Source organism: Kitasatospora paranensis (assembly GCF_039544005.1).
GTDB lineage: Bacteria > Actinomycetota > Actinomycetes > Streptomycetales > Streptomycetaceae > Kitasatospora > Kitasatospora paranensis.
Window position 1 is genome coordinate 2,438,753 of the sequence record NZ_BAABKV010000001.1, and the last position, 25,952, is coordinate 2,464,704.

A 25,952-nucleotide genomic window follows, 5' to 3' on the forward strand; every position below is an offset into this window, starting at 1 on the left:
GATCCCTCTCCCCCGTGTGTGCGCCGGTGCGACGCGCAAAGACTTGGCATACCCAAGGTCATATGAATGCCATGAACGGACAAAGAAACTAACACATGGTCCGATCGCGTCGCAGGGGGCGGTGTGAGCGTCCGTGAAGGTTCGGGGGCGGGCCCGGAAACGCCGAAGGGGCGCCGGGACCTGGTGGTCCCGGCGCCCCTTCGGACGGTCCGTCAGTCGAACGAGTGGCGCTGGCGGCCGGTGCCGTAGTTGCCGCCCGTCCGCGACCCGGAGCCCGGCTTGGAGCGGCCGGAGGACCGGCCGATGAAGCCGGCCGCCGTGCGGCTGCCGCCCGCGGCGGCCTGACCCATCCGCTGCTTGGGGCGCGGGGTACGGGCGTTGCCGCTGGCGTCCACGTCCTTGGGCAGCGCCGAGCGCTTGCCCGGGCGGCGGCGCGGCGCGCCGGCCTTCGCGGCGGCGGCCGGGGCGGCCTCGGCCGGCTCCGGCACCACGATGGTCACCGGGACGCCGCTGGGCGTCCGGGCACCGGTGATGCGGCGCAGCTCGGCGTCGTCCGGGCGGATCCGGGTGACGGTGGGGTGGATGCCGGCGGTGCCCATCAGGCGGTTGACCTCGCGGCGCTGCTCGGGCAGCACGAGGGTGACCACGGTGCCGGACTCGCCGGCGCGGGCGGTACGGCCGCCGCGGTGCAGGTAGTCCTTGTGGTCGATCGGCGGGTCGACGTTGACGACCAGGTCGAGGCCGTCGATGTGGATGCCGCGGGCGGCCACGTTGGTGGCGATCAGCGCGGTGACCCGGCCGTCGCGGAACTGGTCGAGCACCCGGTTGCGCTGCGGCTGGGACTTGCCGCCGTGCAGCGCGGCGGCGCGCACCCCGGTGGCCAGGAGCTGCTTGGCGAGCCGGTCGGCGCCGTGCTTGGTGTGCACGAACATGATCACCCGGCCCTCGCGGGAGGCGATGTGCGCGGTGGCCGAGGCCTTGTCCGCGGGGTCGAGCTGGAGGACGTGGTGGTCCATGGTGGTGACGGCGCCGGCCGACGGGTCGACCGAGTGGGTCACCGGGTCGGTCAGGAAGCGCCGCACCAGCCGGTCGATGTTGCGGTCCAGGGTGGCGGAGAACAGCATCCGCTGGCCGCCCTCGGCGACCTGCTCCAGCAGCTTGCTGACCTGCGGCAGGAAGCCCATGTCGGCCATCTGGTCGGCCTCGTCGAGGACGGTGACCGCCACGTCGTCGAGCCGGGCGTCACCGCGGTTGATCAGGTCGTCGAGGCGGCCCGGGGTGGCCACCAGGACCTCGACGCCGCGGCGCACCAGGTTGGCCTGGCGGCCGATCGGCATGCCGCCGACCACGGTCGCGATGCGCAGCTGCACGGCGTTCGCGTACGGGGTGAGCGCCTCGGTGACCTGCTGGGCGAGCTCGCGGGTGGGGACGAGGACGAGGGCGAGCGGGCTGCGCGGGGCGGCGCGCTTGCCGGCGGTGCGGGCGATCAGCGGCAGGCCGAAGGCGAGGGTCTTGCCGGAGCCGGTGCGGCCGCGGCCGAGCACGTCACGGCCGGCGATGGCGTCGGGCAGCGTCGCGGACTGGATCGGGAAGGGCTCGGTGACGCCCTCCCGGGTGAGCGCGGTGAGCAGCGCCTTCGGCATCTCGAGTTCGGCGAAGGTGGCCGCCGGCGGGCGGGCCGGGGTGCCTTCGACGACGGTGAACTCCTGGTCGGCGGGGGCCGGCGCGGTGCGGGGCGCCCGGCGGGGGCCGCCGGTGCGCTCGGGGCGCGGGCTGCGGGACCGGTCGCCGCCGCCTGCGCGCGCGGGGCGGCCGGTGCGGCCGGCGTTGTCACCGGCGCGGGCGTCGGGTCGGCGGGAGCCGCGCTGCGGGCGTGACTGATCGGTCAAGGTGGTGCTCCGTCCTGATCGGCCGGTGGCCACGGGGCTGCCGTGGCTGCGGTCCTGGGATTGCCTCCCGGCGGAACGCGGGAGGAGGATCGGCCGTCAGGAGTGGATACGGGGCCGCCCCGGCCGTACGGCGGCAATGGGCGAGGGCCCGCACCCGGGGGTGCGGACCCTCACTCGCTTCGCACTGTGAGTCGGCGTGGAGCCGGACTCAGATGGGGCGAATGTTCTCGGCCTGCGGGCCCTTCTGGCCCTGCGTGACGTCGAACTCGACCTTCTGGCCCTCGAGGAGCTCACGGAAGCCCTGGGTCTGGATGTTCGAGTAGTGGGCGAAGACGTCGGCGCCGCCGCCGTCCTGCTCGATGAAGCCGTAGCCCTTTTCGCTGTTGAACCACTTCACGGTGCCGGTAGCCATAACCGTCTCCTCTTTCTGGGGGAACCAGGGGACTGCACCTCGCAGACCCCGAGTAGCCGCGATCCCCATCCGGAGACAAAACACCGGATAAAAACAAATGCGCCTGGCCGTTGGAACCAGCAGGCGCACACTCACGTTCATGGGAACCAAAACTGCAACTGGTTCGACTGTAGCACGACCGAACCTGTGATGATCGGGAGAGTTTGCCTCGTCACACCCGGGATTGAAGGTGCCGCGGGCGGGGCAGGGGGCAAACCCCTGTCCCGCCCGCGGAACGCCTCCGACGGTCAGACCCGCGCCGCGGGCTCCGGCTCGCCGTCGCGCACCAGGCTCAGCGCCGGCCGGTCGGCGGCGTCGCCGTGGCCGGGCCACCAGGCGGCGCGGCCGAGCAGCGCGGTCAGCGCCGGGGTGAAGAACATCGCCATCACGAACGCCGACACGATGATGCCGAAGGCGATGGAGAAGCCCAGCTCGCTGAAGAGCGAGTTGCCGGCCAGCAGCATGGTGCCGAAGGTCGCCGCCAGGATGAAGCCGGCCGCCGCGACGGTCGGACCGGCGTGCTTGACCGCCTCGCCGGCCGCGGCCCGCGGGCTGTGGCCCTCCTTCACCTCCTCGCGCAGGCGGGCGATCATGAGGATGTTGTAGTCGGTGCCGATCGCCACCACGAAGAGGTAGATGAAGATCGGCAGCATGAACATCAGGCCCGGCTCGCCCTGGAAGTTCTGGAACACCAGGGTGGTGGCACCGAGGGTGGCGCCGAAGCCGAGGCCGACCGAGGCCATCAGGTACCAGGGCGCCACCACGCTGCGCAGCAGCAGGGCGAGGATCACCATGATCAGCAGCGCGGCGATCGGGAACACCAGCGAGTAGTCGTGCGCCATCGCGGTGTTGATGTCCTTGTACACGGCGCTGGAGCCGCCGACGTAGGCCTTGGTGCCGTCCGGCGCCGCGCTGTGGGCATTGCCGCGCAGCACGCCGACGGTGTCGATCGCCTTGTTGCTGGCGGGCGCGTCCTTGAGGACGACCGCGAAGTCAGCCGTCCGGCCGTCCTTGCTCAGCACCGGGGGTCGACGTGGTCGACGCCCTTGGTCCCGGCGAGGGCCGTCCGGAAGCCGCCGAGGGCGGACTGGTCGAGCGGGGCGTCCTTGGCGGAGGTCAGGTAGACCTGGCTCGGGTCGGCGGCGCCGGCCGAGAAGCCCTTCATCAGGGTCGAGGTCACCACCATCGACTCCTTGTCCTTCGGCATCGAGCTGCCGGCGAGGTCGAAGGTGCCCTGATAGCCGAAGGAGGCGAGAGCGAGGGCGAGCAGCACGGCGCCGGAACCGACGACAGCGACGGCGGGGCGGTGCTGCACGAACCGGCCGACGGCGGCGAAACGGGCGTTGCCTGGCTCGCGCTGCCAGGCCTTGGACGGCCAGAACAGCACACGCTCGGGGATGAGCGAGAGGATCGCCGGGACGAGGGTGACCGAGGCGATCGCGGTGACCAGGACGGCGATGGCCAGCGACGGGCCGAGCGCCGTGAACATGCCGAGGCTGGACAGCACCAGCACCGCGAAGGCCACGGCGACGGCGCCGGCCGCGGAGGCGATCGCCTCGCCGACCCGGCCGACCGCGTTGGCCACGGCGGCCTTGCGGTCGTCACCGGCCCGCAGCCGCTCGCGGTAGCGGAACATCAGGAACAGGAAGTAGTCGGTGCCGACGCCGAAGAGCACGACGACCAGGATCGCCGACATCGAGCTGTCGGATTTGAGCCCGAACAGCTTGCTGGCGTCGGCGATCAGGCCGTTGGCGACCATCGAGTAGACGACGATCGACACGATCGGCAGCAGCGCGACGATCGGGCTGCGGAAGATGATTCCGAGGGTGAGCAGGATGATCACCACGGTGCCGATGCCGATCAGGGCATTGGCGCGCTGGGAGGAGTCCTGCTGGTCCAGGGCCATCGCGGCCGGCCCGCCGAGCTTCATGGTGACCGGGGTGCCGGCGGTGAGCCTCCGGCCCTCGTCGCGCAGGCCCTTCGCGGCGTCGGCCGACTCCGGCTTCTGCAGGACCTTCTGGTCGATGGCGATCTGCGTCATGGCAAAGTTGCCGTCGGCGGCGTAGGACTTCGCCCCGACCGGCAGGACCGTCTCGACCGAGGTGATGTGCTTGTCGGCCAGGCCCTTCACCGCCTTGGCGATGGTGGCCTTGTCCGCGTCGTCCAGCTTGCCGCCGTCGGTACGCTCGAACATGGCGATCGCGCCCGGGGTGAAGTTGGCCGGGAAGGCCGTCTTCTGGAGCTGGGCGGCCTGGATGGACTCGTAGTGCTTCGGGAGGAAGGCGCTCTCGTCGGTCTGCGCGGTCAGCGTCGGCGCCGTGCCGATGATGGCGATGGCCGCGACGACCCAGGCGGCGATCACCCACCAGGCCCGCCTGACGACGAAGTCTCCGATTCGGTGGAACATGCTCGTGATGCCTCCTGGGCATGGTTCACCGCAGCCCTGGGGACGGGGACGGGCGACGGCAGGACCAGGCGGGGGACGGCATCGCCGCCCCTAGCCGGTCGGCAGGTAAGGACGTGGAGGCATCCTATGCGACGCCACTTGCCGCGCGGCAAGGAACCCCGGTTCCGGACACCCCTAGGGGACCGCACCGCGACCCCCGTCCCATCCTGACCTGCGCCACAACCGGTTTTCCTCCTGCCCTGGGTGGATCCGCCTCCCCCTCGGGGTGGATGCCGCGCCGACCCTCAGGAGGAGACGAGGGGTAGGGACAACCCCACCCCCGCCCTCCGGGCAGGCCCAGGGTCGACTCACCTGCTGGCCCGATTCCTCGTCAGAGCCGCCGTTCCTAGGCTCGGTTGTGCCGCCGGAGGGCACCCGGCGCACCGGCTCAGGCGGCCGCAGGCCGTCGCTCTCCCTGGGGGAATCCCGTGAAACCCAAGCTCGGACTCGCCGCCGCCATGGGCGCGTGGAGTGCCAGACACCGCAAGACCGCGGTCTTCGGCTGGCTGCTCTTCGTCGTCCTCGCCGCCTACCTCGGCGGGGTGCACGGCAGCACCAAGGTCACCGACTCCGAGTCGATGCCCGGCGAGGTCGCCCGGGCCGCGAAGATCCTCGACGACGCCGGCATCAAGACCCCGGCCGGCGAGACCGTGCTCGTGCAGAGTGCCGCGGCGACCGCCGACGACCCGGCCTTCCGCGCCGTGGTCGAGCAGACCGCCGCCGCCGTCCGGGCCACCGGCAAGGCCGCCGACGTCCGCAGCCCGTACGACACCGGGGCGGTCTCGGCCGACCGGCACTCGGCGCTGCTGCAGTTCACCGTCGTCGGCGCCGACCGCGACGAGGCGGTGGCCAACGTGCCGGCCGTGCTCTCGGCCGTCGCCGGCGTCCAGGCCGCCCACCGGGACACCACCGTGGAGGAGCTCGGCGAGGCCAGCTCCGGCAAGTGGGTCCAGGACCAGTTCAAGAACGACTTCCAGCGCGCCGAGTGGACGGCCGTCCCGCTGGCGCTGGGCATCCTGCTCATCGCCTTCGGCGCCCTGGTCGCCGCCGTGCTGCCGGTGGTGCTCGCGCTGACGGCCTTCATCGCCGCCGGGGGCCTGGTCGCCCTCGCCAGCGGGATGCTGCACACCAGTGACGACGCCAGTTCGGTGATGCTGCTGGTCGGCCTGGCCGTCGGCGTCGACTACTGCCTGTTCTACCTGCGCCGCGAACGCGAGGAGCGCGCCGCCGGGCGCGACGCCGCCACCGCCCTGCAGGTTGCCGCCGCCACCTCCGGCCGGGCCGTGCTGGTCTCCGGCGTCACCGTGGTGGTCGCCATGGCCGGCATGTTCCTCACCGGGATCGCCGACTTCCAGGCGATGTCGTTCGCCACCATCGTCGTGGTGGTCACCGCCGTCCTCGGCTCGCTGACCGTGCTGCCCGCCCTGCTGTCGATGCTCGGCGACCGCGTGGAGAAGGGCCGGCTGCCGCTGCTGCACCGGCTGCGCCGGCCCGACAGCGCGGCCGGGGCGGGCGGCCGGGTCTGGAACGCGCTGCTCACCCCCGTGCTGCGCCGTCCGCTCGCCGCCACCGTGCTCGCCGGCGGCCTGCTGCTCGGCCTGGCCGCGCCGATGCTGACCATGCACACCGCCAACCTGACCTTCCAGCAGCAGCTGCCCGCCGACAACGCCCTGGTCGCCACCTCGAAGCGGATCGAGGCGGCCTTCCCCGGCAGCCCCGCCCCGGCCACCGTGGTGGTCAAGGCCACCGCCATCGACTCCCCCGCCATGCGGCAGGCCATCGCCGACCTGCAGGCGAAGGCCCTCGCCACCGGGCGGATGCACGGGCCGATCCAGGTCACCGTGCACAAGGAGCAGAACATCGCCGTGATCGACATCCCGCTCGCGGGCAGCGGCAACGACGCCGCCAGCACGGCGGCGCTCACGGCGCTGCGCACGGACGTGGTCGCCACCACGGTGCTCAAAGTGCCCGGCACCGAAGCCCCGGTCACGGGCAGCACCGCGGGGTCGCACGACTTCAACCGGCAGATGTCCGACGCGATGATCCCGGTCTTCGGCTTCGTGGTGGCCTTCGCCTTCCTGCTGATGCTCTGCTCGTTCCGCTCGCTCGGCATCGCCCTGACCGCGGTGGTGCTCAACCTGCTCTCGGTCGGCGCCGCGTACGGCGTGCTCGCGCTGGTCTTCCAGCACGGCGTGGGTGCCTCGCTGTTCGGCACCGCCGGGGTGGGCGCGGTGGAGTCCTGGGTGCCGCTCTTCCTGTTCGTGATCCTCTTCGGCCTGAGCATGGACTACCACGTGTTCGTCGTCTCCCGGATCAAGGAGGCCCACGACCGGGGTCTGGCCACCCGGGCCGCCGTCTCGTACGGCATCCGCTCCACCGCCGGCGTGGTCACCAGCGCGGCTGTGATCATGGTCGGGGTGTTCGGGGTGTTCGGCACCCTGTCCATGCAGTCGATGAAGCAGATGGGCGTCGGCCTCGCGGTGGCGGTGCTGATCGACGCCACGGTGATCCGCGCGGTGCTGCTGCCCGCCGTGATGAGCCTGCTCGGAGAGCGCAACTGGTACCTGCCCCGCTGGCTGTCCTGGCTGCCGAGCCTGTCGCACGGCGCGCCCCTGCCGCCGGTCACCCCGGCCGCGGCAGACCCGGCCGGCCTGCACCTGCCGGACGGCCCGTTCCCGAGCGACGTCCGGGTCTGACCCGGGCCGTCGCCCGCCCCGCCCGGCCGGGCCCCGCCACCTGCGGGCCCGGCCGACGCGCGTGCGGCCGGTGCGCCAGGATGGTGCGGAACGCGCCCAGAGGAGTCCCATGCCCGCCTTCGACGAAGCCCGCGCCCGCGTCCTGCTGGCCGAGGCCTGCCGTACCGCCGGCCTCCCCGCACCCGACGGTGCCCGGATGCTCGCCCTCGGCGAGAACGCCGTCCTCGACCTCGGCGACCCCGCGGTGGTGGCCAAGGTCGGCCGCGCCCCGATCTGCTCCCGCGCGCCGCCCGCGAGCTGACCGTCGCCGGCTGGCTGGACGACCGGGGCGTCCCGGTCGTCCGCCCGTACCTGACCGACCCGGTGACCGCCCAGGGACACCCGGTCACCTTCTGGCGGCGCCTGCCCCCGGCCGTCCGGCCCGCCCGGCCCGCCGACCTCGCGCCGCTGCTGCGGGCCCTGCACGCCCTGCCGGCCCCGCCCGCGCCGCCCGCCCCGCTGGGCCGCCGTGACCTGCTCGCCCCGGTCGACCGGTGGCTCGCCGCGGCCGACGGCCACATCGATCCGGCGGACGCCGCGTTCCTGCGGGCCCGCAGGGAGAGGTTCGTCACGGCGGCCGCCGCACTGACCCCCACCTGGCACCCGGCACGGTGCACGGCGACGCCCTCCCGCGCAACGTCCACGTCGGCCCGGCCGGCCCCGTCCTGCTCGACCTGGAGAACGTCGCCGACGACCTCCGCGAGCACGACCTGGTGGTGCTGGCCCTCAGTCAGGACCGCTACGGCGTCCCGGCCGAGGAGTACCGGGCCTTCACCGCCGCCTACGGCTGGGACGTCCGGGACTGGGACGGCTTCGCGGTGCTGCGCGGCACCCGGGAGACCGCGAGCGCCGCGTGGGTCGCCCAGCAGGTGCCCGGCAACCCGGCCGCGGCGGCCGAGTTCGGCCGCCGGGTGGCCTCCTTGCGCGACGAGGAGACCTCCGTACGCTGGTATCCGTTCTGAGACCCACGGACCACGTCCGTTCGTACGAAGACGACGGAACCGACGGTTCTCCGCGGGACGTCGTCCCCGGCACGCGCCCCCACCCGGGCGGCCGGTACGACGTCAGGAGTCGTCACCATGCGCAAGCCCACCCCCGATCCCGGCGCGCCCTCGGCATCGGCCTCGCCGCGCTGCTCACCCCGGCCGTGATCGCCGGCTGCGGATCGCTGCCCGCCCAGCGGACGAGCGCCGACGCGGGCCGCACCACCGCCGCGGCCGTCACCCCGCGGGGCACCGTCGGCAGCACCGGCGCGGCGGCGGCCACCGGGATCCCCGCGCAGCGCACCGCCTCCGCCACGCCCTCCCCCACCGCGACCGCGACCGCGCCGACCGGCTCGGACGGCGACGGCGCGCCGGACTCCCCTGGCACCACCGCGCCGGCCGCGCCGACCTCCACCGCCGGCTCCCCCTCCGCGGGCGTCACGACACCGGCCGGCAGCCCCTCCGGTCGGCCGAACCACATCATCCGCACCACGGCGAGCGGCGGCCGGACGGTCGCGCTGACCTTCGACGACGGGCCCGGCCCGGCCACCCGCCCGATCCTCGACCTGCTGGCCGAGTACCACGCGCACGCCACCTTCTGCGAGGTCGGCAACGAGGTCACCCGCGACCCGGGCGCCGTCCGCCGGATCCTCGCCGAGGGCCACCGGCTCTGCGACCACACCGTCGACCACCCGCAGCCGATGCACACCCAGCCGCACGATCGCCAGGTGCACGAGATAGCCGACGCCCAGCAGTGGATCGTGGACGCCGGCGGCCCCGGCACGCAGGTCGCGTGGTTCCGGGCGCCCGGCGGCGACTTCAGCGCCGACAACGAGCAGATCGCGGCCGACCACGGCATGCGCTCGCTCGGCTGGTCGGTCGACCCGCGCGACTGGTCCCGGCCCGGGGTGCCCGCGATCGTCGCCAACGTGCAGCAGCACGTGCGCCCCGGCAGCGTCGTCCTGATGCACGACGGCGGCGGCGACCGCAGCCAGACCATCGCCGCCCTGCGGCAGCTGCTGCCGTGGCTGGTCGCCCAGGGCTACACCTTCGACTTCCCCGCGGGCGGCTGACCCGCCCGCGGACCCGCCGGGCCCCCGTGGCCGGCCCGCACCGTCAGCCGGCCGCCGCGAGCGGATCGCCGGCGCCGTACGGCACGACCGGCCAGGCGGGGTCTATCGAGGCCTGCGGATCCGAGGTGCGGCGCAGGTACTGCTGGAAGGAGGCGGCCTGCTCGGCCGCGGCCCGGATCTGGAGCGCGTGCAGGTCGGCGAGCCGGACGGCGCCGACGGCGGGGAAGGCCTCGCCGACCCGGCGGGCCACGCGGGCGGCCGCGACGGCGTCCGCGCCGGCCTCGTGGGCGTCGGCCAGCACGACCCCGTAGTGCTCGCACAGGGCCTGCAGGTTGCGCTTGCCCCGGCGGTAGCGGTCCGCGTGCTTGTCGAGGACGAGCGGGTCGATGACCGGCGCCGGTGCGCCGCCGACCCGGGCGGAGAGCGGGAGGACCCCGTGCCGGCGGCACTCGCGGTCGAGCAGCGACAGGTCGTAGCGGGCATTCATGATCACCAGCGGCACGCCACCGGCCAGGGCCTCGGCGATCGCCCGGGTGATCTCCTCGACGGCCTCGCGGGCCGGCACGCCGCCCCGGGCCTGCTCGGTGGAGATGCCGTGGATGGCGCTGGCCTCGGCGGGGATCGGTATGCCCGGGTCGACCAGCCAGTGCCGCTCGGCGGAGACGGTGCCGTCCGGCTCCAGCCGGACCAGGGCCGCGGTGACGATCCGGTCGTGCTCGATGTCCGTGCCGGTCGTCTCCAGGTCGAAGGCCAGCAGGGTCGCGCCGAGCCAGCTCATCGCGGCGCCCCCGCCCGGTGCCGGCGTGGCGGGCGGATGCGGTCGGCCGCCTCCTGCGTCGCGTCATCTGCCTGTCCTTCCGTCGCTGCTGGCATGACGGGGACCATCATCGCCTGCACCTGTGACAGCCCCGCCGGGCGGGGCACCGGCGGGGCTGTCGGGGACGGGGGAGGCGGTACGGGGCGAGGGGACGGCAGTGGACGCCGGTTCAGCCGAGCAGCGCCCGGCCCAGCCAGTCGGAGTCGTCGCGCACACCGGGCAGGGCGAAGAAGTAGCCGCCGCCCACGGGCGCCAGGAAGTCGGCCAGCGGCTCGTTCGCGAGCCGGGTCTGCACGGCCTCGAACTGCCGCGCCACGTCCTGCTGGTAGCAGCAGAACAGCAGGCCCATGTCGAGCCGGCCGGAACCGTCGACGCCCCGGTCGTAGTTGAAGCCGCGTCGCAGGATCCGCGAGTCGGCCGTCGCGGCCGTCCGCGGGTTGGCCAGCCGGATGTGCGCGTCGAGGGCGATGACGGCGCCGTCCGGGTCCTTGGCGTAGGCCGGCGGGTCGGTCTCGGACCGGCCCCCGAGCGGGGCGCCGCTGTCCTTGTGTCGGCCGATCATCCGCTCCTGTCCGGCGGCGGTGACCCCGTCCCAGGCCTCGACCCTCATCCGGATGATGCGCAGCACCTGGTAGCTGCCGCCGGCCGTCCAGGCGGGCTCGCCGCCGTCCGCCCGGACCCAGACCAGGCTGTCCATCAGGCGGTCCGAGGTGGTGTCGGGGTTGACGATGCCGTCCTTGAAGCCGAGCAGGTTGCGCTGGGCGCCGTCGGGCCGGGCCCCGTTCTGGAAGCCGTCGACCCGCCAGCGCACCCGCAGCGCGCCGTCGGCGGCCCGCACGAGGTCGCGCAGGGCGTGCAGCACGGTGTCCTGGCTGTCGGCGCAGATCTGCAGCGAGAGGTCGCCGTGCAGTTCGGCGTCCTGGAGGGCGTCGTTGGGGAAGGTCCGCATCGGGGTCAGCCGGGCGGGCCGGAGCTCGGCGAGCCCGTAGCGGTCGTCGAAGAGCGAGGCGCCGACGCCGACCGTGACGGTGAGGTTGTCGGCCGGGACGACCGGGCCGAGCAGTCCGCTGTCGCCGCCCGGTGCGTCACCGCCCGCGGTCAGGAACCGGATCCGGTCGGTGAGGGTGCGCAGCAGCTGCTCCAGGCCGGTCCGGTCGGCAGCGGTGACGTCGAAGGCCGCGACGGTGGCGTAGCCCTGCGCGGGGGTGGTGATGCCGGCCTGGTGGGCGCCGTGGAAGGGCACGGCGCCGTGCGCGGCCCGGTCGGTCCGCGGGGCGGCCGCGGCGGCCGGCCGGGCGCCGGCGAGGACGGCTCCCCCGGCGGCGCCCGCGGCCAGGGCCGCCCTGACGAAGCTGCGCCGGTCGGCCCCGGGCCGGGCGTCGCCGGGCTCGGCGGGCGCGGTGTGCGGGAAGGGGCAGGAGCCGGTGGCTATGGGCTGGCTGGGCATCGGGCGGACTCCGGGGTCTCGGCTTGGTCGGTCGGGACGGCGGGAGCGTCGGGCGGGCGCGTCGGAGGGTGCCGCCGCCGGACGCTCCGCGTCCACGTCAACCGTGCCGCCGGCCGGGCCGTCCGGCGGGCCCGGGGGCCGGCCCGGACGACCCGGCCGCAGCCGCGAACCGGCTTTCGCGGGAGGGGACTTGGCGGCGGGTGCCGGGCCGGGCGGGCCGGCGCCGGACCACCCGCACGGGTCGCCGCGGTGCGCCGACTGGCCGTGCGCCGGCGCCCGGGCGGGCGGCCGGCCGGAGGACCGAGCAGCCGGACGGCCGGACGGCCGGTCAGGACACCGCGCGGGAGTCCGCCCAGGAGCCCTCGAACTCCTCGCGGTAGACCTCCAGCAGCCCCGGCTCGGTGCCGCCGGGCGCCTGCCCGGCGCCGCCGCGCAGGACCAGCGCCGGGGACTCGATGCCGCGGGCGCGCCGCAGGTACGGCTGGACGATGCCGATGTCCCCCGAGCGGCGGCGGCCGCCGGTCTGGCCGGGGATCCGCGGCCCCTCCACCAGGTACGCGGTGAAGCGGGGCATCTCGTCGGAGACCCTGATCTCGAAGCCACCGGGGTCGCGCAGCCGGGCCCGCACCCGCCGGGCGTGCATGATGTTCATCTCGATGGAGCGGGCGAGCTCGCCGCGGCCGATGCCGAGTTCGCGCTCGCGGCGGCGGACGGCGCTGCTGGCCGGGTTGAGGAACAGCAGCCGGACCCGGCAGCCCTCGGTGGCCAGCCGGACGAGCCGCTTGCCGGTGTAGTTCTGGCAGAGCATGCCGAGGCCGATGCCGACCGCGTCCAGCCGGCGGGCCCCGTCGAGCAGGTCCTCGACGGGCAGCTCGCGCTGCAGCCGGACCCGGTCCGCGTGCACCGCCACGACGTCGGCGTAGCGGCCGGCGACGAGTTCCTCGACGACGTCGGCGGGCACGCCGCCGCCACCGCCGTCGAGCAGGCCGAGCAGCCGGGCCGCGGCGCGCTCGGTCTGGTCGAGGACGGTCTGGGAGAGGCTGCGGTTGCGGGAGACGACGTGCCGGGCGACCTCCAGCTCGTCGAGGGCGAGCTCGAGCTCGCGCCGGTCGACGACGTACGGCTCGAAGCACGGCCAGTGCTGGACCATGAGCTCGCGCAGCTGGGGCAGGGTGAGGAAGACCAGCGGGTCGTCGTCGGCGGGGTCGAGCAGGTAGCCCTTGCGGCGGCTGACCTCGCGGACGGCGCCGGCCCGCAGCACCCACTCCTCGCCGGCCGGGCCGGCCGCGGCGGTGACCCAGTCCTCGCCGTGGGCGGGCGCGTAGACGGGGCGCAGCGCCTCGTCGACGAGGGCGCGCATGCGCTGCTCGACGAGGTTGAGCCAGACGTAGGCGCGGCCGGTGAGCCGGACGCGCCGGTAGGCGAGGTCCCATTCGCCGGCCGACCAGGCGAGCGGGGCGCCGTCGGGCGGCCCGGGGTGGCCGGGGCCGGTGGTGCGGCCGGGCGGGCCGGAGCGCATGACGACGGTCGGGGCCTCGCTGCGGCCCGGCTCCGGCCCGTCGAAGCCGTCGCCCCGGCCGTCGGCGGGGAACCCCATGCACTACCTCACTCTCGGCCGTAGCCCACGCGCGGCGACGGTCCGTCCACTGACAGGTTCTCAACCATGGCGGGGCGGGCCCGGCCTGTCGCCGCACGGGGGCCGGAGGTGTGCCCCACCGACGATCAAGAGTACTGCCCGGCCCGGCCGGGACGCAGCCTGTTGACGGCACAACAATGGCGCGGGCGGGTCGGACGGCAGGGTCCGAGCGCCCGGTTTTCGGCTCGCGGACACCCGTTCGGGCGAACAACAGGTGAATGGGTTCGGTCGGCGGGCAGGGGGCGGGGAGGATGCGACGTGTGCCGTGCGTCACGGTACGGACACGACCGCACATGGACCGGCGCCGGGCCGGGCATGTGCGAGGGGACGCCGGTTCCCGTTGCTTTGAGGGAAGTTGAGGTCTTATGCAGGTCTGGCCAGGGCAGCCCTACCCGCTCGGCGCCACGTACGACGGGGCCGGCACCAACTTCGCCGTCTTCTCCGAGAGCGCCGACCGGATCGAGCTGTGCCTGCTCGACGAGGACGGCTCGGAGACGGCGATCGAGCTGCGCGAGACGGACGCCTTCGTCCGGCACGCCTACCTGCCCGGCGTCCAGCCGGGCCAGCGGTACGGCTTCCGCGTGCACGGCCCGCACAACCCCGGCCTCGGCCAGCGCCACAACAGCGCCAAGCTGCTGCTGGACCCGTACGCCAAGGCGATGAGCGGCGACATCGACTGGGACGAGTCGGTGTACGGGTACCACTTCGGGGCGCCGGAGCGCCGCAACGACCTGGACTCGGCGCCGCACACCATGCACTCGGTGGTGATCAACCCGTACTTCGACTGGGGCACGGACCGCCCGCCGCGCACCGACTACCACCGCACGGTGCTGTACGAGGCCCACGTGAAGGGCCTGACCAAGCTGCACCCGGGCATCCCGGAGGAGATCCGCGGGACGTACGCGGGGGTGGCGCACCCGGCGCTGATCGAGCACCTGGCGAAGCTCGGCGTGACGGCGATCGAGCTGATGCCGGTGCACCAGTTCGTCCGGGACCACCGGCTGCGGGATCTCGGGCTGTCCAACTACTGGGGCTACAACACCATCGGGTTCTTCGCCCCGCACTCCTCCTACTCCTCGACGGGCGACCGCGGGCAGCAGGTGCAGGAGTTCAAGTCGATGGTGAAGGCGCTGCACGCGGCCGGGATCGAGGTGATCCTGGACGTGGTCTACAACCACACCGCCGAGGGCAACCACCTGGGGCCGACGCTGTCGTTCCGCGGGCTGGACAACGCCTCGTACTACCGGCTGGCGAAGGACCGCCGCTTCTACGAGGACACCACGGGCACCGGCAACAGCCTGCTGATGCGCAGTCCGCACGTGCTCCAGATGATCATGGATTCGCTGCGCTACTGGGTCACCGAGATGCACGTCGACGGCTTCCGCTTCGACCTCGCGGCGACGCTGGCACGGCAGTTCCACGAGGTGGACCGGCTGTCCTCGTTCTTCGACCTCGTCCAGCAGGACCCGGTGGTCTCCCAGGCCAAGCTGATCGCCGAGCCGTGGGACTTGGGCGAGGGCGGCTACCAGGTCGGCAACTTCCCTCCGCTGTGGACGGAGTGGAACGGCATGTACCGGGACACCGTCCGCGACCTGTGGCGCGGCGAGAACGCCACCCTCGCCGAGTTCGGCTCCCGGCTGACCGGCTCCTCCGACCTGTACCAGGACGACGGCCGGCGCCCGATCGCCTCGATCAACTTCGTCACCTGCCACGACGGCTTCACCCTGCGCGACCTGGTCTCGTACAACGACAAGCACAACACCGCCAACCACGAGGAGAACCGCGACGGCGAGTCGCACAACCGCTCGTGGAACTGCGGCGCCGAGGGCGAGAGCGCCGACCCGGCGGTGGTCGAGCTGCGCGCCCGGCAGCAGCGCAACTTCATCGCCACCCTGATGCTCTCCCAGGGCGTGCCGATGCTGGCGCACGGCGACGAGCTCGGCCGCACCCAGCAGGGCAACAACAACGCCTACTGCCAGGACAACGAGCTGACCTGGGTGCAGTGGCCCGCCGGGGCGAGCTGCGAGCTGCTGGAGTTCACCCAGGGCATGATCTGGCTCCGCCGGGACCACCCGGTGTTCCGGCGCCGCCGGTTCTTCCACGGCCGGCCGGTCTCCGGCACCCACGACGACCTCACCGACATCGCCTGGTTCACGCCGGGCGGCGAGGAGATGACCGAGAAGGACTGGTCGACCAGCTACGCCAAGTCGCTGACGGTGTTCCTGAACGGGCACGCGATCTCCGAGCCGGACAGACGCGGCGGCAAGATCGTCGACGACTCCTTCCTGCTGATGTTCAACGCCCACTCGGAGCCACTGGAGTTCGGCGTCCCCGCCGACCACGGCGAGGCCTGGCAGATCGTCGTCGACACCACGCTCCCCGTGCTGCCGCCGCGCGGCACCGGCACCCGGGTCAAGGCCGGTGACGCCCTCTGGCTGGCCGACCGCTCGCTGATGGTGCTCCAGAGGCCCGCCTGACGCCGCCCGGGCGGTGCGCCCGCACGGACGCACCGTCCCCCGTTCGTACGACAGCGGCCATAGCCGCCGTCCGGGGCGGGTAGGCATCACGGCATGACCTCCGCCGCCGCACGCCCTCCGACGGCCAGTTACCGCCTCCAGCTCCAGCCGGGGTTCACCCTGCGGGACGCCGAGCGTGCGGTGCCGTACCTGGCCGCGCTAGGTGTCTCCCACCTGCACCTGTCGCCCCTGCTGGAGGCCGCGCCCGGCTCCACCCACGGCTACGACACGGTCGACCACAGCCGGATCAGCGAGCAGCTCGGCGGCGAGGAGGCGCTGCGCGCGCTGGCCGCGGAGGCGCACCGCCACGGGCTGGGCCTGATCGCCGACGTGGTGCCCAACCACATGGCGCTGCCCGTCCCCGAACAGCTGAACCAGCCGCTCTGGCACGTGCTGCGGGACGGCCCCGACTCGCCGTTCGCGCCGTGGTTCGACATCGACTGGACGGCGCAGCCCGGCCCGGCGGACGCACCCGGCCGGGGCCGGCTGCTGCTGCCGCTGCTCGGCGACCGGCTCGGCGCCGTCCTCGGCGAGCTGACCGTCGACGGCGAGGTGCTGCGCTACCACGAGCACGCCTTCCCGCTGCGGGAGGGCACCGCGCGGCTGCCGCTGCCCGAACTGCTGGAACGCCAGTGGTACCGGCTGGCCTGGTGGCGGCTGGCCAGCAGTGAGCTGAACTACCGGCGGTTCTTCGCCATCAACGACCTGATCGCCGTCCGGGTGGAGATCCCGGAGGTGTTCCGGGCCACCCACCACGTGCTGCTGCGGCTGCACGACGAGGGGGTGCTGGACGGCTTCCGGATCGACCATCCGGACGGGCTGGCCGACCCGCGCGGCTACCTGCGGCGGCTCGCCGAGGCCACCGGCGACGCGTACACGGTGGTGGAGAAGATCCTCACCGGCGAGGAGCGGCTGCCCGCCGACTGGCCGTGTGCCGGCACCACCGGGTACGACGCGCTGCGCCGGATCGACGGGGTGCTGATCGACCACGCGGGGGCGGGCCGCCTGGTCGCCGCCTACCAGCGGGACGTCGCCGACCGGACGACCGCCGCCGAGGCCGCCCGGCGCGGCCGCGCCGAACTGGTCGGCCCGCACGGCGAACTCGCCGCCGAGGTGGACCGCCTGCTGCGGCTGGTGCAGCGGATCGGCAACGACGAGCCGGCCCTCGCCGACCACCCGCTGCCGGCGCTGCGGGACGCGCTGTGCGCCCTGCTCACCGACCACCCGGTGTACCGGCCGTACGTGGTGCCCGGCGAGGCGGCCCCGGCCGAGGCCGTGGCCCACCTCGGCGAGGGCGGCGGCGCGGCCGACCGGCTGCTGCGCGACCTGGTGCTGGGCCGGCTCGGCCGCAGCCCGGAGAAGGACGAGTTCTGCCACCGCTTCGCCCAGACCACCTCGGCGATCGCCGCCAAGGGCGTCGAGGACACGGCGTTCTACCGGTGGAACGCCCTGCTCGCCCTGAACGAGGTCGGCGGCGACCCGGCGCACCCGGGCGTCGCCCCCACCGCCTTCCACGACTGGTGCGCACGGCAGGAGGCCGACTGGCCGCAGGGCATGACGGCACTGTCCACCCACGACACCAAGCGCAGCGCCGACGCGCGGGCCCGGCTCGCCGTGCTGGCCGAGCTGCCCGAGGCGTGGGCCGCCGAATGCACCGCCTGGACGTCCGCCGCAGGCCCCTGCCCGGACCGCTCCGCGGCCTGGATGCTGTGGCAGACCCTGGTCGCCGGCTGGCCGCTGACCGAGGAGCGGCTCGTCCAGGTGGTGCTGAAGTCGGCCCGGGAGGCGAAGCTCCGGACGTCCTGGACGACCCCCGACGAGGGCTTCGAACAGGCGCTGTCCGGCTGGGCCCGAGGGGCCCTCGACAACCCCGGGCTCACCCCGCGGATCGCCGGCTTCGTGGCGCTCCTCGCCCCCTACGCCCGGTCCAACACCCTCGCCGCGGCCCTGCTGCACCTGACCGTGCCCGGCGTGCCGGACGTGTACCAGGGCGGCGAGGAGCCGCTGTACACCCTGGTCGACCCGGACAACCGCGCACCGGTCGACCTGGGCGCGGCCGCCGTGCGGCTCACCGACTCGCCGGCCGAGCGCACCGGCGACCTCGCCCGCGAGAAGCTGCACCTGACCACCACCGCCCTGCACCTGCGGCGCACCCGCCCGCTCGGCCGCTACCGGCCGCTGGCCGCGACCGGGCCGGCCGCCGAGCACCTGCTGGCCTTCGCCCGCGGCACCGACGTGATCACCGCGGTCACCCGGCTGCCGTACGGGCTGCGCCGCTCCGGCGGCTGGCGGGACACCGTGCTGGAGCTGCCGCCGGGCCGCTGGACGGACGAGCTGACCGAACGCCACTACGAGGGCGGGCCGCTGCAGGTCGCCTGGCTGCTGGAGCACCACCCGGTCGCGCTGCTGACGGAGGGCCGATGAGGACGTACCGGGTGTGGGCGCCCGAGGCCGGGCGGGTCGACGTGGAGGTCGGGGGCGCCGCGCACCCGATGGCACCGGCCCGGGGTGCGGACGGCTGGTGGCAGGCCGACGCCCCCGACGGCGCGTACGGGTTCCGGCTCGACGGCGGCCCGCTGCTGCCCGACCCCCGCTCGCCGCGCCAGCCGGACGGCCCGGACGGCCCCAGCCGGCCGGTCGACCACGCCGCCTTCCGCTGGTCCGACGTGCCGTGGCGGGGCCGGGCGCTGCCCGGCAGCGTGGTGTACGAGCTGCACGTGGGCACCTTCACCCCGGGCGGCACCTTCGACGCGGCCGCCGAACGGCTGGACCACCTGGTGGAGCTGGGCGTGGACCTGGTCGAGCTGATGCCGGTCTGCCCCTTCCCGGGCCGGTACGGCTGGGGGTACGACGGCGTCGCGCCGTGGGCGGTGCACGAGCCGTACGGCGGCCCGGACGGCCTCAAGCGGTTCGTCGACGCGGCGCACCGCAAGGGGCTCGGCGTGGTGCTGGACGTGGTGCACAACCACCTCGGCCCGTCCGGCAACCACCTCCCCGCCTACGGCCCGTACTTCACCGAACGGCACCACACGCCGTGGGGCGCAGCGGTCAACCTGGACGCGCCCGGCTCCGACGAGGTCCGCCGCTACCTGATCGGCAGCGCGCTCGCCTGGCTGCGGGACTACCGGATCGACGGGCTGCGGCTGGACGCGGTGCACGCGCTGGCCGACGACCGGGCGCTGCCGTTCCTGGAGGAGCTCGCCGCGGAGGTCGAGCGGCTGGCGGTGGCGAGCGGCCGGCCGCTGTTCCTGATCGCCGAGTCCGACCTCAACGACCCGCGCACCACCGCGCCGCGGCAGGCCGGCGGCCTGGGCCTGGCCGCCCAGTGGAGCGACGACTACCACCACGCCCTGCACACCCTGCTGACCGGCGAGTCGCACGGCTACTACGCGGACTTCGCGGCCGACCCGTACGCCGCCTGCGCCAAGGCCCTCACCGGGGGTTCTTCCACGACGGCGGCTGGTCCTCGTTCCGCGGGCGCTCGCACGGCCGGCCCTTCCCGACGGCGTACGGGCACCGGCTGCTCGGGTACCTGCAGACCCACGACCAGGTCGGCAACCGGGCGGCCGGCGACCGGCTGTCGGCGACGCTCTCCCCGGGCCGGCTGGCCGCGGGGGCCGCCCTGGTGCTGACCTCGCCGTTCACCCCGATGCTGTTCATGGGCGAGGAGTGGGGGCGGCCACCCCCTGGCAGTACTTCACCGACCACACCGACCCCGGCCTCGCGGAGGCCGTCCGGCAGGGCCGCCGCCGGGAGTTCGCCGAGCACGGCTGGCGGCCGGAGGACGTCCCCGACCCGCAGGCCCGCGCGACCGTCCTCGCCTCCGTCCTCGACTGGTCTGAGCCCGCCCGCGAACCGCACGCCGGGCTGCTCGACTGGTACCGCAGGCTGATCCGGCTGCGCCGCACCCACCCCGAGCTGACCGACCCGGATCTCGGCGCCGTCCGGGTCGACCACGACGCCGCGCAGCAGTGGCTGGTGGTGCACCGCGGCCCGTACCGGGTGGTCGTGCACCTCGGCGGCGACGGGCCGCGCCGGATCGCCCTCGACCGCCCGTACGCGGACACCCTCGCGCTGTTCGGCGACGCCTGGCCCGAGTCGGACGGCTCGCTGCACCTGGCGGCGGAGTCGACGGCGGTGGTGCGGGTCGGGTGACCTCCGGGCCGCCACGGCGTGCCGCGTACCCTGGCGCGGTGACGATGCACAGGACCGCCGGCGTGAGCGTCGAGGCGATGATCGAGGACCTCAGGACGCTGGTGGAGACCGAGTCCCCGTCACGGGACGTCGCCGCCCTGGCCGCCTCGGCGAAGACGGTCGCCGCCGTCATCGAGAGCCGCCTCGGCGGGCAGGCCGTGCTGGTCGAGAGCGAGGCCGGGCCGCACGTCCACTGGTCGGGCGGCGGCAGCCCGCGGGTGCTGCTGCTCGGCCACCACGACACGGTGTTCCCGCTCGGCACCCTGGCCCGCCGCCCGTTCGCGGTGGCCGACGGGCGGGCGACCGGCCCCGGCGTCTTCGACATGCTCGGCGGCCTCGTCCAGGCGGTGCACGGCCTCGCGACGCTGGAGGACCGGTCGGGCGTCGAGATCCTGGTGACCTGTGACGAGGAGGTCGGCTCCGGCGCGTCCCGCGCCCTGCTGGAGGAACGGGCGCTGGCCTGCGGCGCCGTCCTCGTCCTGGAGGGCGCCGCCGACGGCGGCGCGCTGAAGACCGGCCGCAAGGGCTGCGGCACCTTCCGGGTCTCCGTCGCGGGCCGGGCCTCGCACGCGGGTCTGGAGCCCGCCGCCGGGATCAACGCCCTGGTCGAGGCGGCCCACCAGGTGCTGGACATCGCCGCGCTCGACCGGCCGGGGATCGGCACCACCGTCACCCCGACCGTCGCGGCCGCCGGCACCCTGGACAACGTCGTGCCCGCGGAGGCGACCGTCGTCGTCGACGTCCGGGTCGAGTCGGCCGCCGAGACGGCGCGCATCGAGGCGGCGTTCGCCGCACTCGCCCCGCACCTCGACGGGGCGAGGATCACCGTGCAGGGCGGCGTCGGACGGCCGCCGATGCCGGAGTCGGCGTCGGCCGGGCTCTTCGCGGTCGCGCAGCGGCTGCTCCCCGGCCTCGAAGGCCGGGCGGTCGGCGGCGGCAGCGACGGCAACTTCACGGCCGCACTGGGGGTGCCGACCCTCGACGGGCTCGGCGCGGTCGGCGGCGGTGCGCACGCCGACCACGAGTACCTGCTGGTCGGCGCCATGGCCGAGCGCGCGCACCTGGTGGCCGGCCTGGTGGAGACGATCCGCACCGCCTGACGGCACGCCGGAGAGCGGCACCGGACAGTGGGTCAGTCCGGCTTCACCACGACGAACCGGCGGTACGGGTGACGGCCCGGCCGGTCGCCGATCTCCCGGCAGGCCCGCTGCAGGTCGTGCAGGTCGGCGACGGAGAGTTCCAGTGGCGGCTCGTCCGGCTGGTAGGTCGTGCGGACCGGGTAGTCCACGCCGGGCTCGGTGGTCATCTCGATGTGGCAGCCGAGGACGTGCGTCACCGGGCGGGCCGCGGCGAAGTCGACCAGCCGGTCGACGGTGCGGACGAAGGCCGCCCAGTCCTCGACGTACAGCCGGCCCGGGTAGACGGTGTCACCGGTCAGCAGGAAGCCCGTCCTCGGGTCGAACCAGGTGACCGCGGACGCGTGGTGGCCCGGCGTGGCCAGGCACTCCAGGGTGCGCCCGCCGAGCTCCAGAGTGCCCGGCTCCTCGCCGGTGAGGCCGAACCGGGCGAGCGCCTCCCCCGCGGGCACCAGCTCCGTCCCCGGCCGTCCGGCGAACTGGCCGTCACCGGCGACGTGGTCGCCGTGCCCGTGGGTATGCGCCACCAGCAGCCCGTACCCGCTGCCGGACCCGTGGGCCGACCGGGCGTCGATCAGCGCGTCCACGGTACGGCGCAGCGGGAAGTGCGCCGGGTCGGCGGTCGCGCCGGTGTCGACCAGGACGGCCCGTTCGGAGCCGAACAGCAGGTACAGGAAAGGTGCTTCGTAGTCGACCGACTTGTTCTGCCGCAGGATGTACGTGTCCTCGTCGTAGGCGTGCACCTGGATCTCGGGGTCGGTGTCGTGCTTCGCCGACGGGGAGCCGTGGATCCAGCGGACGTCGAGCGGCCGGGCGGCGGGCATCGGGACTCCTTCGGGCGATGGCACAGGCGGTACCGGCGGTACGGACGAACGGGCAGGCAGGCAGGCAGCGGGGCGGAACGGCGGCCGGCCGGGGTCTGGTCACGCCTGCAACCGATCGCCTACGATCACCAGTATGGACATCTCCGGGCCGCACTGACGGATCGCCCCCGCCACCGCCCCTCGCCGACGCGAGGCGGGCGGGGCGCCGCCGATCCGTCAGTTCCCCTTCTTCGTACCGGAGACCCCTCATGCCACGCCCCGTCAGGGGCAGCGCCGGCTATCGCGCTGTCCTCGCACTCCCCCATGCCCGCACGCCGTTCGCCGCCGCCCTGCTGGCCCGGCTCTGCTACGGCGTGCTGCCGCTGCCCCTGCTGCTCGCCCTGCGGGACGGCACCGGCTCGTACGCCGCGGCCGGCACCGCCGTGGGCCTGTTCGGCCTGGTCTGCGCCCTGCTGGGCCCGCTGCGCGCCCGGCTCGTCGAACGCCGGCCGGTCGCACTCCCGGCCCTGGCGGCCGCGCACGCCCTGCTGCTGACCGCGCTGGCGGCCGGCGCCGCGCTGACGCTGCCCGTGTGGGCCGCGATCGTCCTGGCCGTGCTCGCCGGACTGTTCCCGCCCCCGGTCGGGCCGCTGATGCGCACCCTGTGGGGCGAACTGGCCGCGGACGAGGAGCAGCGCCAGCGTGCGCTGAGCCTCGACACGGTCGCCGAGTCGACGGTGTTCGCCCTCGGCCCGGTCCTGGGCGGGCTGCTGGTCGCGGCCTGGTCCGCCCCGGTGGCGCTGGCGGCCTGCGCGGCCCTGTTCGTGGTGGCCTTCGCGGTGTTCGCGCACGCGCTGCGCGGCCGCCGCACACCGACTGCGCCGTCGTCCTCGGGGGTGGTGACCGGCCCGTTGCGGGCGCCGGGCTTCGCCCCGCTGCTGCTGGTGGTGGCCGCGGTCGCGGGCGCGCTGGCGCTGGACGAGATCGCGATCGTCGCCACCTGGGGTGCGGGCGTGGCCGGTCCGCTGCTCGCGCTGTTCTCGGTCGGCGGGGCGGTGGGCGCGCTGGCCTACGGCCGGCGGACCTGGCGGGCCGGTCCGGGTCGGCGGCTGCTGGTGCTGGCCGCGGCGGCGGCCGGCTGCTACGCGGTACCGGTGCTCGCGCCGTCACCGGCCGGCGCGGGTGTCGCCCTGGTGCTGGCGGGCGCGTGCACGGACGCGCTGCTGGTGACCGGGTATCTGCTGGTCGACGTGCTGGTGCCGGCCGGGTCCCGGACGGAGGCCGGTGCCTGGGTCAACACGGCGTACAACCTGGGCAGCGCGCTCGGCTCCTCCGCGGCCGGCCTGCTGGTCGACCGGGCGGGCGCGCCGGCCGGGTTCACCGCAGCCGCCGTGGCCCTGGGCGCGGCCGCGGCCCTCGCCGCCGCCCGGCGCTCGCCGCTGCGCGGACGGCCGGGGCGGCCGCACGCGCCCCGGGTCGTACCGCCGTCACCGGAGGAACTCGGCGATCCGGGCGCGCAGGCCGGCCGCGTCGAGGCCGTAGGCGGCGAGATGCTCGGGGACGGAGCCGTAGTGGCGGTGCTCCTCGCGGGGCACGCCGAGGCCGAGCACCCGGTGCGGTAGGTCGGCCAGGGCGTCGTGGGCGGCCGCCCCGGAGGTGCCGGCGAGGTAGGGCTCGACCAGGACGACGTCCGGGCGGTCGCCGACCGCGGCCCGCAGGCCCGCCGCGTCGAAGGGGCGCACCGTGGCGGCGTACAGCACGGTGGTGTCCAGGCCCTCGGTGGCCTCCAGGACGGCGTCGAGCATCGGGCCGACGGCGACCACGGTGCCGCGGGCACCCGTGCGCACCGGCAGCAGGCGGCCCGGCTCCACCGGCCGGGCCGCCGCGTTGCGGTGCGCGGACAGCCGCAGGTAGACACGGCTGTCGCCGTCGGCGGCGGCGTGCCGCAGCAGGGTCTCCGCCTCGTCGGGGTGACCGGGCACGTGGACCGTCCAGCCCGGCAGGGTGTCCAGCAGGGCGACGTCACCGGGGGCCATGTGGGTGCGGCCACCGGCGGGCCAGTCGTAGGAACCGGCGGCGCTGACCAGAACGGCGCCGACGTCCTGGTGGACGAGGTCGAGCTTGATCTGTTCCCACGGGCGCTCGACCAGGAAGCTGGCGAAGGTGTGGGCGATCGGCCGCAGGCCGGTGAGGGCGAGACCGCCCGCGGCGCCGATCAGCAGCTGTTCGCGGATGCCGACGTTGATCACCCGGTCGGGGTGCCGGTCGGCGGCCTGCCGGAAGCCGTCCACGCCGATGTCGGCGAGCACGACGGCCAGCCGCGGGTCGCGGTCGAGCAGGTCGGTGGTGACGGCGGCGAAGCGCTCGCGCATGGTGTCCATCGGTGGGCCTCTCGGGTGCGGGGTGTGACTGCGGGATGCGGGGTGCGGGTACTGCGGGGTGCGGGTACTGCGGGTGCTGCGGGTGTTCAGGCGTTCTTGGGCTCGACACGGGCGACGACCGCGTGCGGCCGCCCGGGGTGCGGGGCGGTGAAGGCGGCGTGCAGCGCCTCGTGGTCGCGGCCGTCGACGGTGGCGGTGGACCAGCCCTCGGTGGCGAAGCGGGCCGCGATGCCGCCGCTCCAGCCGTGCGTGGCCGAGGAGTTGTCGATGACGACGGTGTGCAGGCGGTCCAGGCCGGCGGCACCGGCGTAGGCGAGCGCCTCGTGGTTGCTGCCCTCGTCGAACTCGGCGTCGCCGACCAGGACCCAGACGGACGGCTCGGTGAGGCCCTGGGCCCGCAGCCCGAGCGCGGTGCCGACGGCGAGGGGCAGGCCGTGACCGAGCGAACCGGAGGCGATCTCGACCCCGGGCAGCAGCAGCCGGTCCGGGTGGTGGCCGAGCGGCGAGTCGTAGCCGCCGAAGCTCGGCAGCACCTCCACCGGCAGGAAGCCCTTGGCGGCGAGCACCGCGTAGTAGGCCATCGGCCCGTGGCCCTTGGACAGCAGGAAGCGGTCGCGGTCGGGGGCGTCGGCGGTCTCCGGGCCGACCCGCAGGACGCGGTCGTACAGGACCCAGAGCACGTCCAGGGTGGAGGTCGCGGCCGGGCCGTGCTTCTCGTCCCCGGTCATCAGGCCCATCAGGGAGGGCAGTTCGGTGAATCCGTACGGCCGTCGGCCCGGCGCCGCGGTGGCCGTGGCGGGCGCGGTGGACGCAGCGGACATGGCGGGCGCGGTGGCCCCGGTGGTGGTGGCGGTCATGACACCGATCCTGCAAGGTGAAGTCGACTTCAGGTCAAGCGCTATCCTCTCCGCATGGGACCGAGCCGCCACGACCTGCTGACCGTCGGCCAACTGGCCGCCCGCAGCGGGCTGGCCCCCTCCGCACTGCGCTACTACGAGCGACTGGGCCTGATCCACGCCGAACGGACTGCCGGCAACCAGCGCCGCTACGCCCGGACGACGCTGCGCCGGATCGCGTTCGTCCGCGCCGCCCAGCGGGTCGGGCTGTCCCTGGAGGAGGCCGGCACCGCACTGGGCCGACTGCCGGAGGACCGTGCCCCGAGCCCCGCCGAGTGGGGCGCGGTGGCCGGCACCTGGCAGAGCCGCATCGACCGGCAGATCGCCGAACTCGAACTTCTCAAAAGGAAGTTGACCGGATGCATCGGCTGCGGCTGCCTGTCGCTGACGCACTGCTCGCTGTACAACGCGGAGGACCGGGCGGGAGACGCCGGGCCGGGTGCGCGCTACCTGCTGACCGGGGATCCGGCCGCGGGCCCCGCACCGGTACCGGCCGAGGACTGATCGTCCGCTGTCCGGATCCAGCCATCGGGTGATCACGATCGACCG

The 25,952-nt window shown here is 74.7% G+C and carries 14 protein-coding genes and 4 pseudogenes; 9 read left to right on the top strand and 9 right to left on the bottom strand.

Annotated elements, in window-relative coordinates; all coding sequences use genetic code 11:
- Nucleotides 1-212: 212 nt before the first annotated feature.
- The 3 genes and pseudogenes from ABEB13_RS12065 to ABEB13_RS12075 all read right to left on the bottom strand — a co-directional run bounded on the left by ABEB13_RS12065 (nucleotide 213) and on the right by ABEB13_RS12075 (nucleotide 4,747).
- Nucleotides 213-1,889 carry a DEAD/DEAH box helicase gene (locus ABEB13_RS12065; RefSeq protein ID WP_345705511.1) on the bottom strand — a complete coding sequence of 559 codons (1,677 nt, stop codon included), beginning with the start codon at nucleotides 1,887-1,889 and terminating at the stop codon, nucleotides 213-215.
- Between the two features lie 208 nt (nucleotides 1,890-2,097).
- On the bottom strand, nucleotides 2,098-2,301 hold the full coding sequence (locus ABEB13_RS12070; RefSeq protein WP_100890772.1) for a cold-shock protein: 204 nt from the start codon (nucleotides 2,299-2,301) through the stop codon (nucleotides 2,098-2,100).
- A 287-nt stretch (nucleotides 2,302-2,588) separates the two neighbouring features.
- Nucleotides 2,589-4,747: pseudogene (locus ABEB13_RS12075) on the bottom strand (MMPL family transporter).
- A 497-nt stretch (nucleotides 4,748-5,244) separates the two neighbouring features.
- Between ABEB13_RS12075 and ABEB13_RS12080 the strand changes: the two are divergent.
- The 3 genes and pseudogenes from ABEB13_RS12080 to ABEB13_RS12090 all read left to right on the top strand — a co-directional run bounded on the left by ABEB13_RS12080 (nucleotide 5,245) and on the right by ABEB13_RS12090 (nucleotide 9,577).
- Entirely contained in the window at nucleotides 5,245-7,482 is a 2,238-nt protein-coding gene (locus tag ABEB13_RS12080) for an MMPL family transporter (protein ID WP_345709641.1), read from the top strand.
- 109 nt (nucleotides 7,483-7,591) lie between these two features.
- A pseudogene (locus ABEB13_RS12085) lies at nucleotides 7,592-8,483 on the top strand (phosphotransferase).
- A gap of 185 nt (nucleotides 8,484-8,668) precedes the next feature.
- Nucleotides 8,669-9,577: a polysaccharide deacetylase family protein gene (locus ABEB13_RS12090; protein ID WP_345705512.1), complete on the top strand. Its 909-nt coding sequence runs from the start codon at nucleotides 8,669-8,671 to the stop codon at nucleotides 9,575-9,577.
- A 43-nt stretch (nucleotides 9,578-9,620) separates the two neighbouring features.
- On the opposite strand, the gene ABEB13_RS12095 is transcribed toward ABEB13_RS12090, so the two are convergent.
- From ABEB13_RS12095 to ABEB13_RS12105, 3 genes are all read right to left on the bottom strand, one after another.
- Nucleotides 9,621-10,355: an exonuclease domain-containing protein gene (locus ABEB13_RS12095; RefSeq protein WP_345705513.1), complete on the bottom strand. Its 735-nt coding sequence runs from the start codon at nucleotides 10,353-10,355 to the stop codon at nucleotides 9,621-9,623.
- 208 nt (nucleotides 10,356-10,563) lie between these two features.
- Nucleotides 10,564-11,841 carry an iron uptake transporter deferrochelatase/peroxidase subunit gene (gene efeB, locus ABEB13_RS12100; RefSeq protein ID WP_345705514.1) on the bottom strand — a complete coding sequence of 426 codons (1,278 nt, stop codon included), beginning with the start codon at nucleotides 11,839-11,841 and terminating at the stop codon, nucleotides 10,564-10,566.
- Nucleotides 11,842-12,169: 328 nt separating this feature from the next.
- On the bottom strand, nucleotides 12,170-13,438 hold the full coding sequence (locus tag ABEB13_RS12105) for an SAV2148 family HEPN domain-containing protein (RefSeq protein WP_345705515.1): 1,269 nt from the start codon (nucleotides 13,436-13,438) through the stop codon (nucleotides 12,170-12,172).
- 404 nt (nucleotides 13,439-13,842) lie between these two features.
- Here ABEB13_RS12105 and glgX point away from each other — a divergent pair, with 404 nt between their 5' ends.
- From glgX to ABEB13_RS12125, 4 genes and pseudogenes are all read left to right on the top strand, one after another.
- Nucleotides 13,843-15,954, top strand: a complete 2,112-nt coding sequence (gene glgX, locus ABEB13_RS12110; protein ID WP_345705516.1) for a glycogen debranching protein GlgX — start codon at nucleotides 13,843-13,845, stop codon at nucleotides 15,952-15,954.
- Between the two features lie 93 nt (nucleotides 15,955-16,047).
- Nucleotides 16,048-18,417 (top strand): malto-oligosyltrehalose synthase, encoded by a 2,370-nt coding sequence (treY, locus tag ABEB13_RS12115; protein ID WP_345705517.1) that lies wholly within the window; start codon nucleotides 16,048-16,050, stop codon nucleotides 18,415-18,417.
- Nucleotides 18,414-20,148 (top strand): annotated as a pseudogene (treZ, locus tag ABEB13_RS12120) (malto-oligosyltrehalose trehalohydrolase). Before treY ends, treZ begins: the two are co-directional and overlap by 4 nt.
- Nucleotides 20,149-20,192: 44 nt before the next feature.
- On the top strand, nucleotides 20,193-21,287 hold the full coding sequence (locus ABEB13_RS12125) for a M20 family metallopeptidase (RefSeq protein ID WP_345709642.1): 1,095 nt from the start codon (nucleotides 20,193-20,195) through the stop codon (nucleotides 21,285-21,287).
- Between the two features lie 32 nt (nucleotides 21,288-21,319).
- On the opposite strand, the gene ABEB13_RS12130 is transcribed toward ABEB13_RS12125, so the two are convergent.
- Nucleotides 21,320-22,147 (bottom strand): MBL fold metallo-hydrolase, encoded by an 828-nt coding sequence (locus tag ABEB13_RS12130; protein WP_345705518.1) that lies wholly within the window; start codon nucleotides 22,145-22,147, stop codon nucleotides 21,320-21,322.
- Between the two features lie 248 nt (nucleotides 22,148-22,395).
- Here ABEB13_RS12130 and ABEB13_RS12135 point away from each other — a divergent pair.
- Nucleotides 22,396-23,571 (top strand): annotated as a pseudogene (locus ABEB13_RS12135) (MFS transporter); the annotation flags it as partial.
- A 42-nt stretch (nucleotides 23,572-23,613) separates the two neighbouring features.
- Here ABEB13_RS12135 and ABEB13_RS12140 read toward each other — a convergent pair.
- Together ABEB13_RS12140 and ABEB13_RS12145 are read right to left on the bottom strand one after the other, a co-directional pair.
- Nucleotides 23,614-24,507 carry a transketolase family protein gene (locus ABEB13_RS12140; RefSeq protein WP_345705519.1) on the bottom strand — a complete coding sequence of 298 codons (894 nt, stop codon included), beginning with the start codon at nucleotides 24,505-24,507 and terminating at the stop codon, nucleotides 23,614-23,616.
- A gap of 86 nt (nucleotides 24,508-24,593) precedes the next feature.
- Nucleotides 24,594-25,328, bottom strand: a complete 735-nt coding sequence (locus tag ABEB13_RS12145; RefSeq protein WP_380232181.1) for a transketolase — start codon at nucleotides 25,326-25,328, stop codon at nucleotides 24,594-24,596.
- A 90-nt stretch (nucleotides 25,329-25,418) separates the two neighbouring features.
- Here ABEB13_RS12145 and soxR point away from each other — a divergent pair, with 90 nt between their 5' ends.
- Nucleotides 25,419-25,907 carry a redox-sensitive transcriptional activator SoxR gene (gene soxR / locus ABEB13_RS12150; protein ID WP_345705520.1) on the top strand — a complete coding sequence of 163 codons (489 nt, stop codon included), beginning with the start codon at nucleotides 25,419-25,421 and terminating at the stop codon, nucleotides 25,905-25,907.
- Nucleotides 25,908-25,952 lie beyond the last annotated feature (45 nt).

Bases quoted from the DNA above. Each gene is read 5' to 3' on its own strand.
- ABEB13_RS12125 (WP_345709642.1), top strand. From the start codon at position 20,193: ATGCACAGGACCGCCGGCGTGAGCGTCGAGGCGATGATCGAGGACCTC.
- ABEB13_RS12140 (WP_345705519.1), bottom strand. From the start codon at position 24,507: ATGGACACCATGCGCGAGCGCTTCGCCGCCGTCACCACCGACCTGCTC.
- ABEB13_RS12095 (WP_345705513.1), bottom strand. From the start codon at position 10,355: ATGAGCTGGCTCGGCGCGACCCTGCTGGCCTTCGACCTGGAGACGACC.
- ABEB13_RS12080 (WP_345709641.1), top strand. From the start codon at position 5,245: ATGGGCGCGTGGAGTGCCAGACACCGCAAGACCGCGGTCTTCGGCTGG.
- ABEB13_RS12130 (WP_345705518.1), bottom strand. From the start codon at position 22,147: ATGCCCGCCGCCCGGCCGCTCGACGTCCGCTGGATCCACGGCTCCCCG.
- treY (WP_345705517.1), top strand. From the start codon at position 16,048: ATGACCTCCGCCGCCGCACGCCCTCCGACGGCCAGTTACCGCCTCCAG.
- soxR (WP_345705520.1), top strand. From the start codon at position 25,419: ATGGGACCGAGCCGCCACGACCTGCTGACCGTCGGCCAACTGGCCGCC.
- ABEB13_RS12070 (WP_100890772.1), bottom strand. From the start codon at position 2,301: ATGGCTACCGGCACCGTGAAGTGGTTCAACAGCGAAAAGGGCTACGGC.
- ABEB13_RS12105 (WP_345705515.1), bottom strand. From the start codon at position 13,438: ATGGGGTTCCCCGCCGACGGCCGGGGCGACGGCTTCGACGGGCCGGAG.
- efeB (WP_345705514.1), bottom strand. From the start codon at position 11,841: ATGCCCAGCCAGCCCATAGCCACCGGCTCCTGCCCCTTCCCGCACACC.
- glgX (WP_345705516.1), top strand. From the start codon at position 13,843: ATGCAGGTCTGGCCAGGGCAGCCCTACCCGCTCGGCGCCACGTACGAC.
- ABEB13_RS12145 (WP_380232181.1), bottom strand. From the start codon at position 25,328: ATGTCCGCTGCGTCCACCGCGCCCGCCACGGCCACCGCGGCGCCGGGC.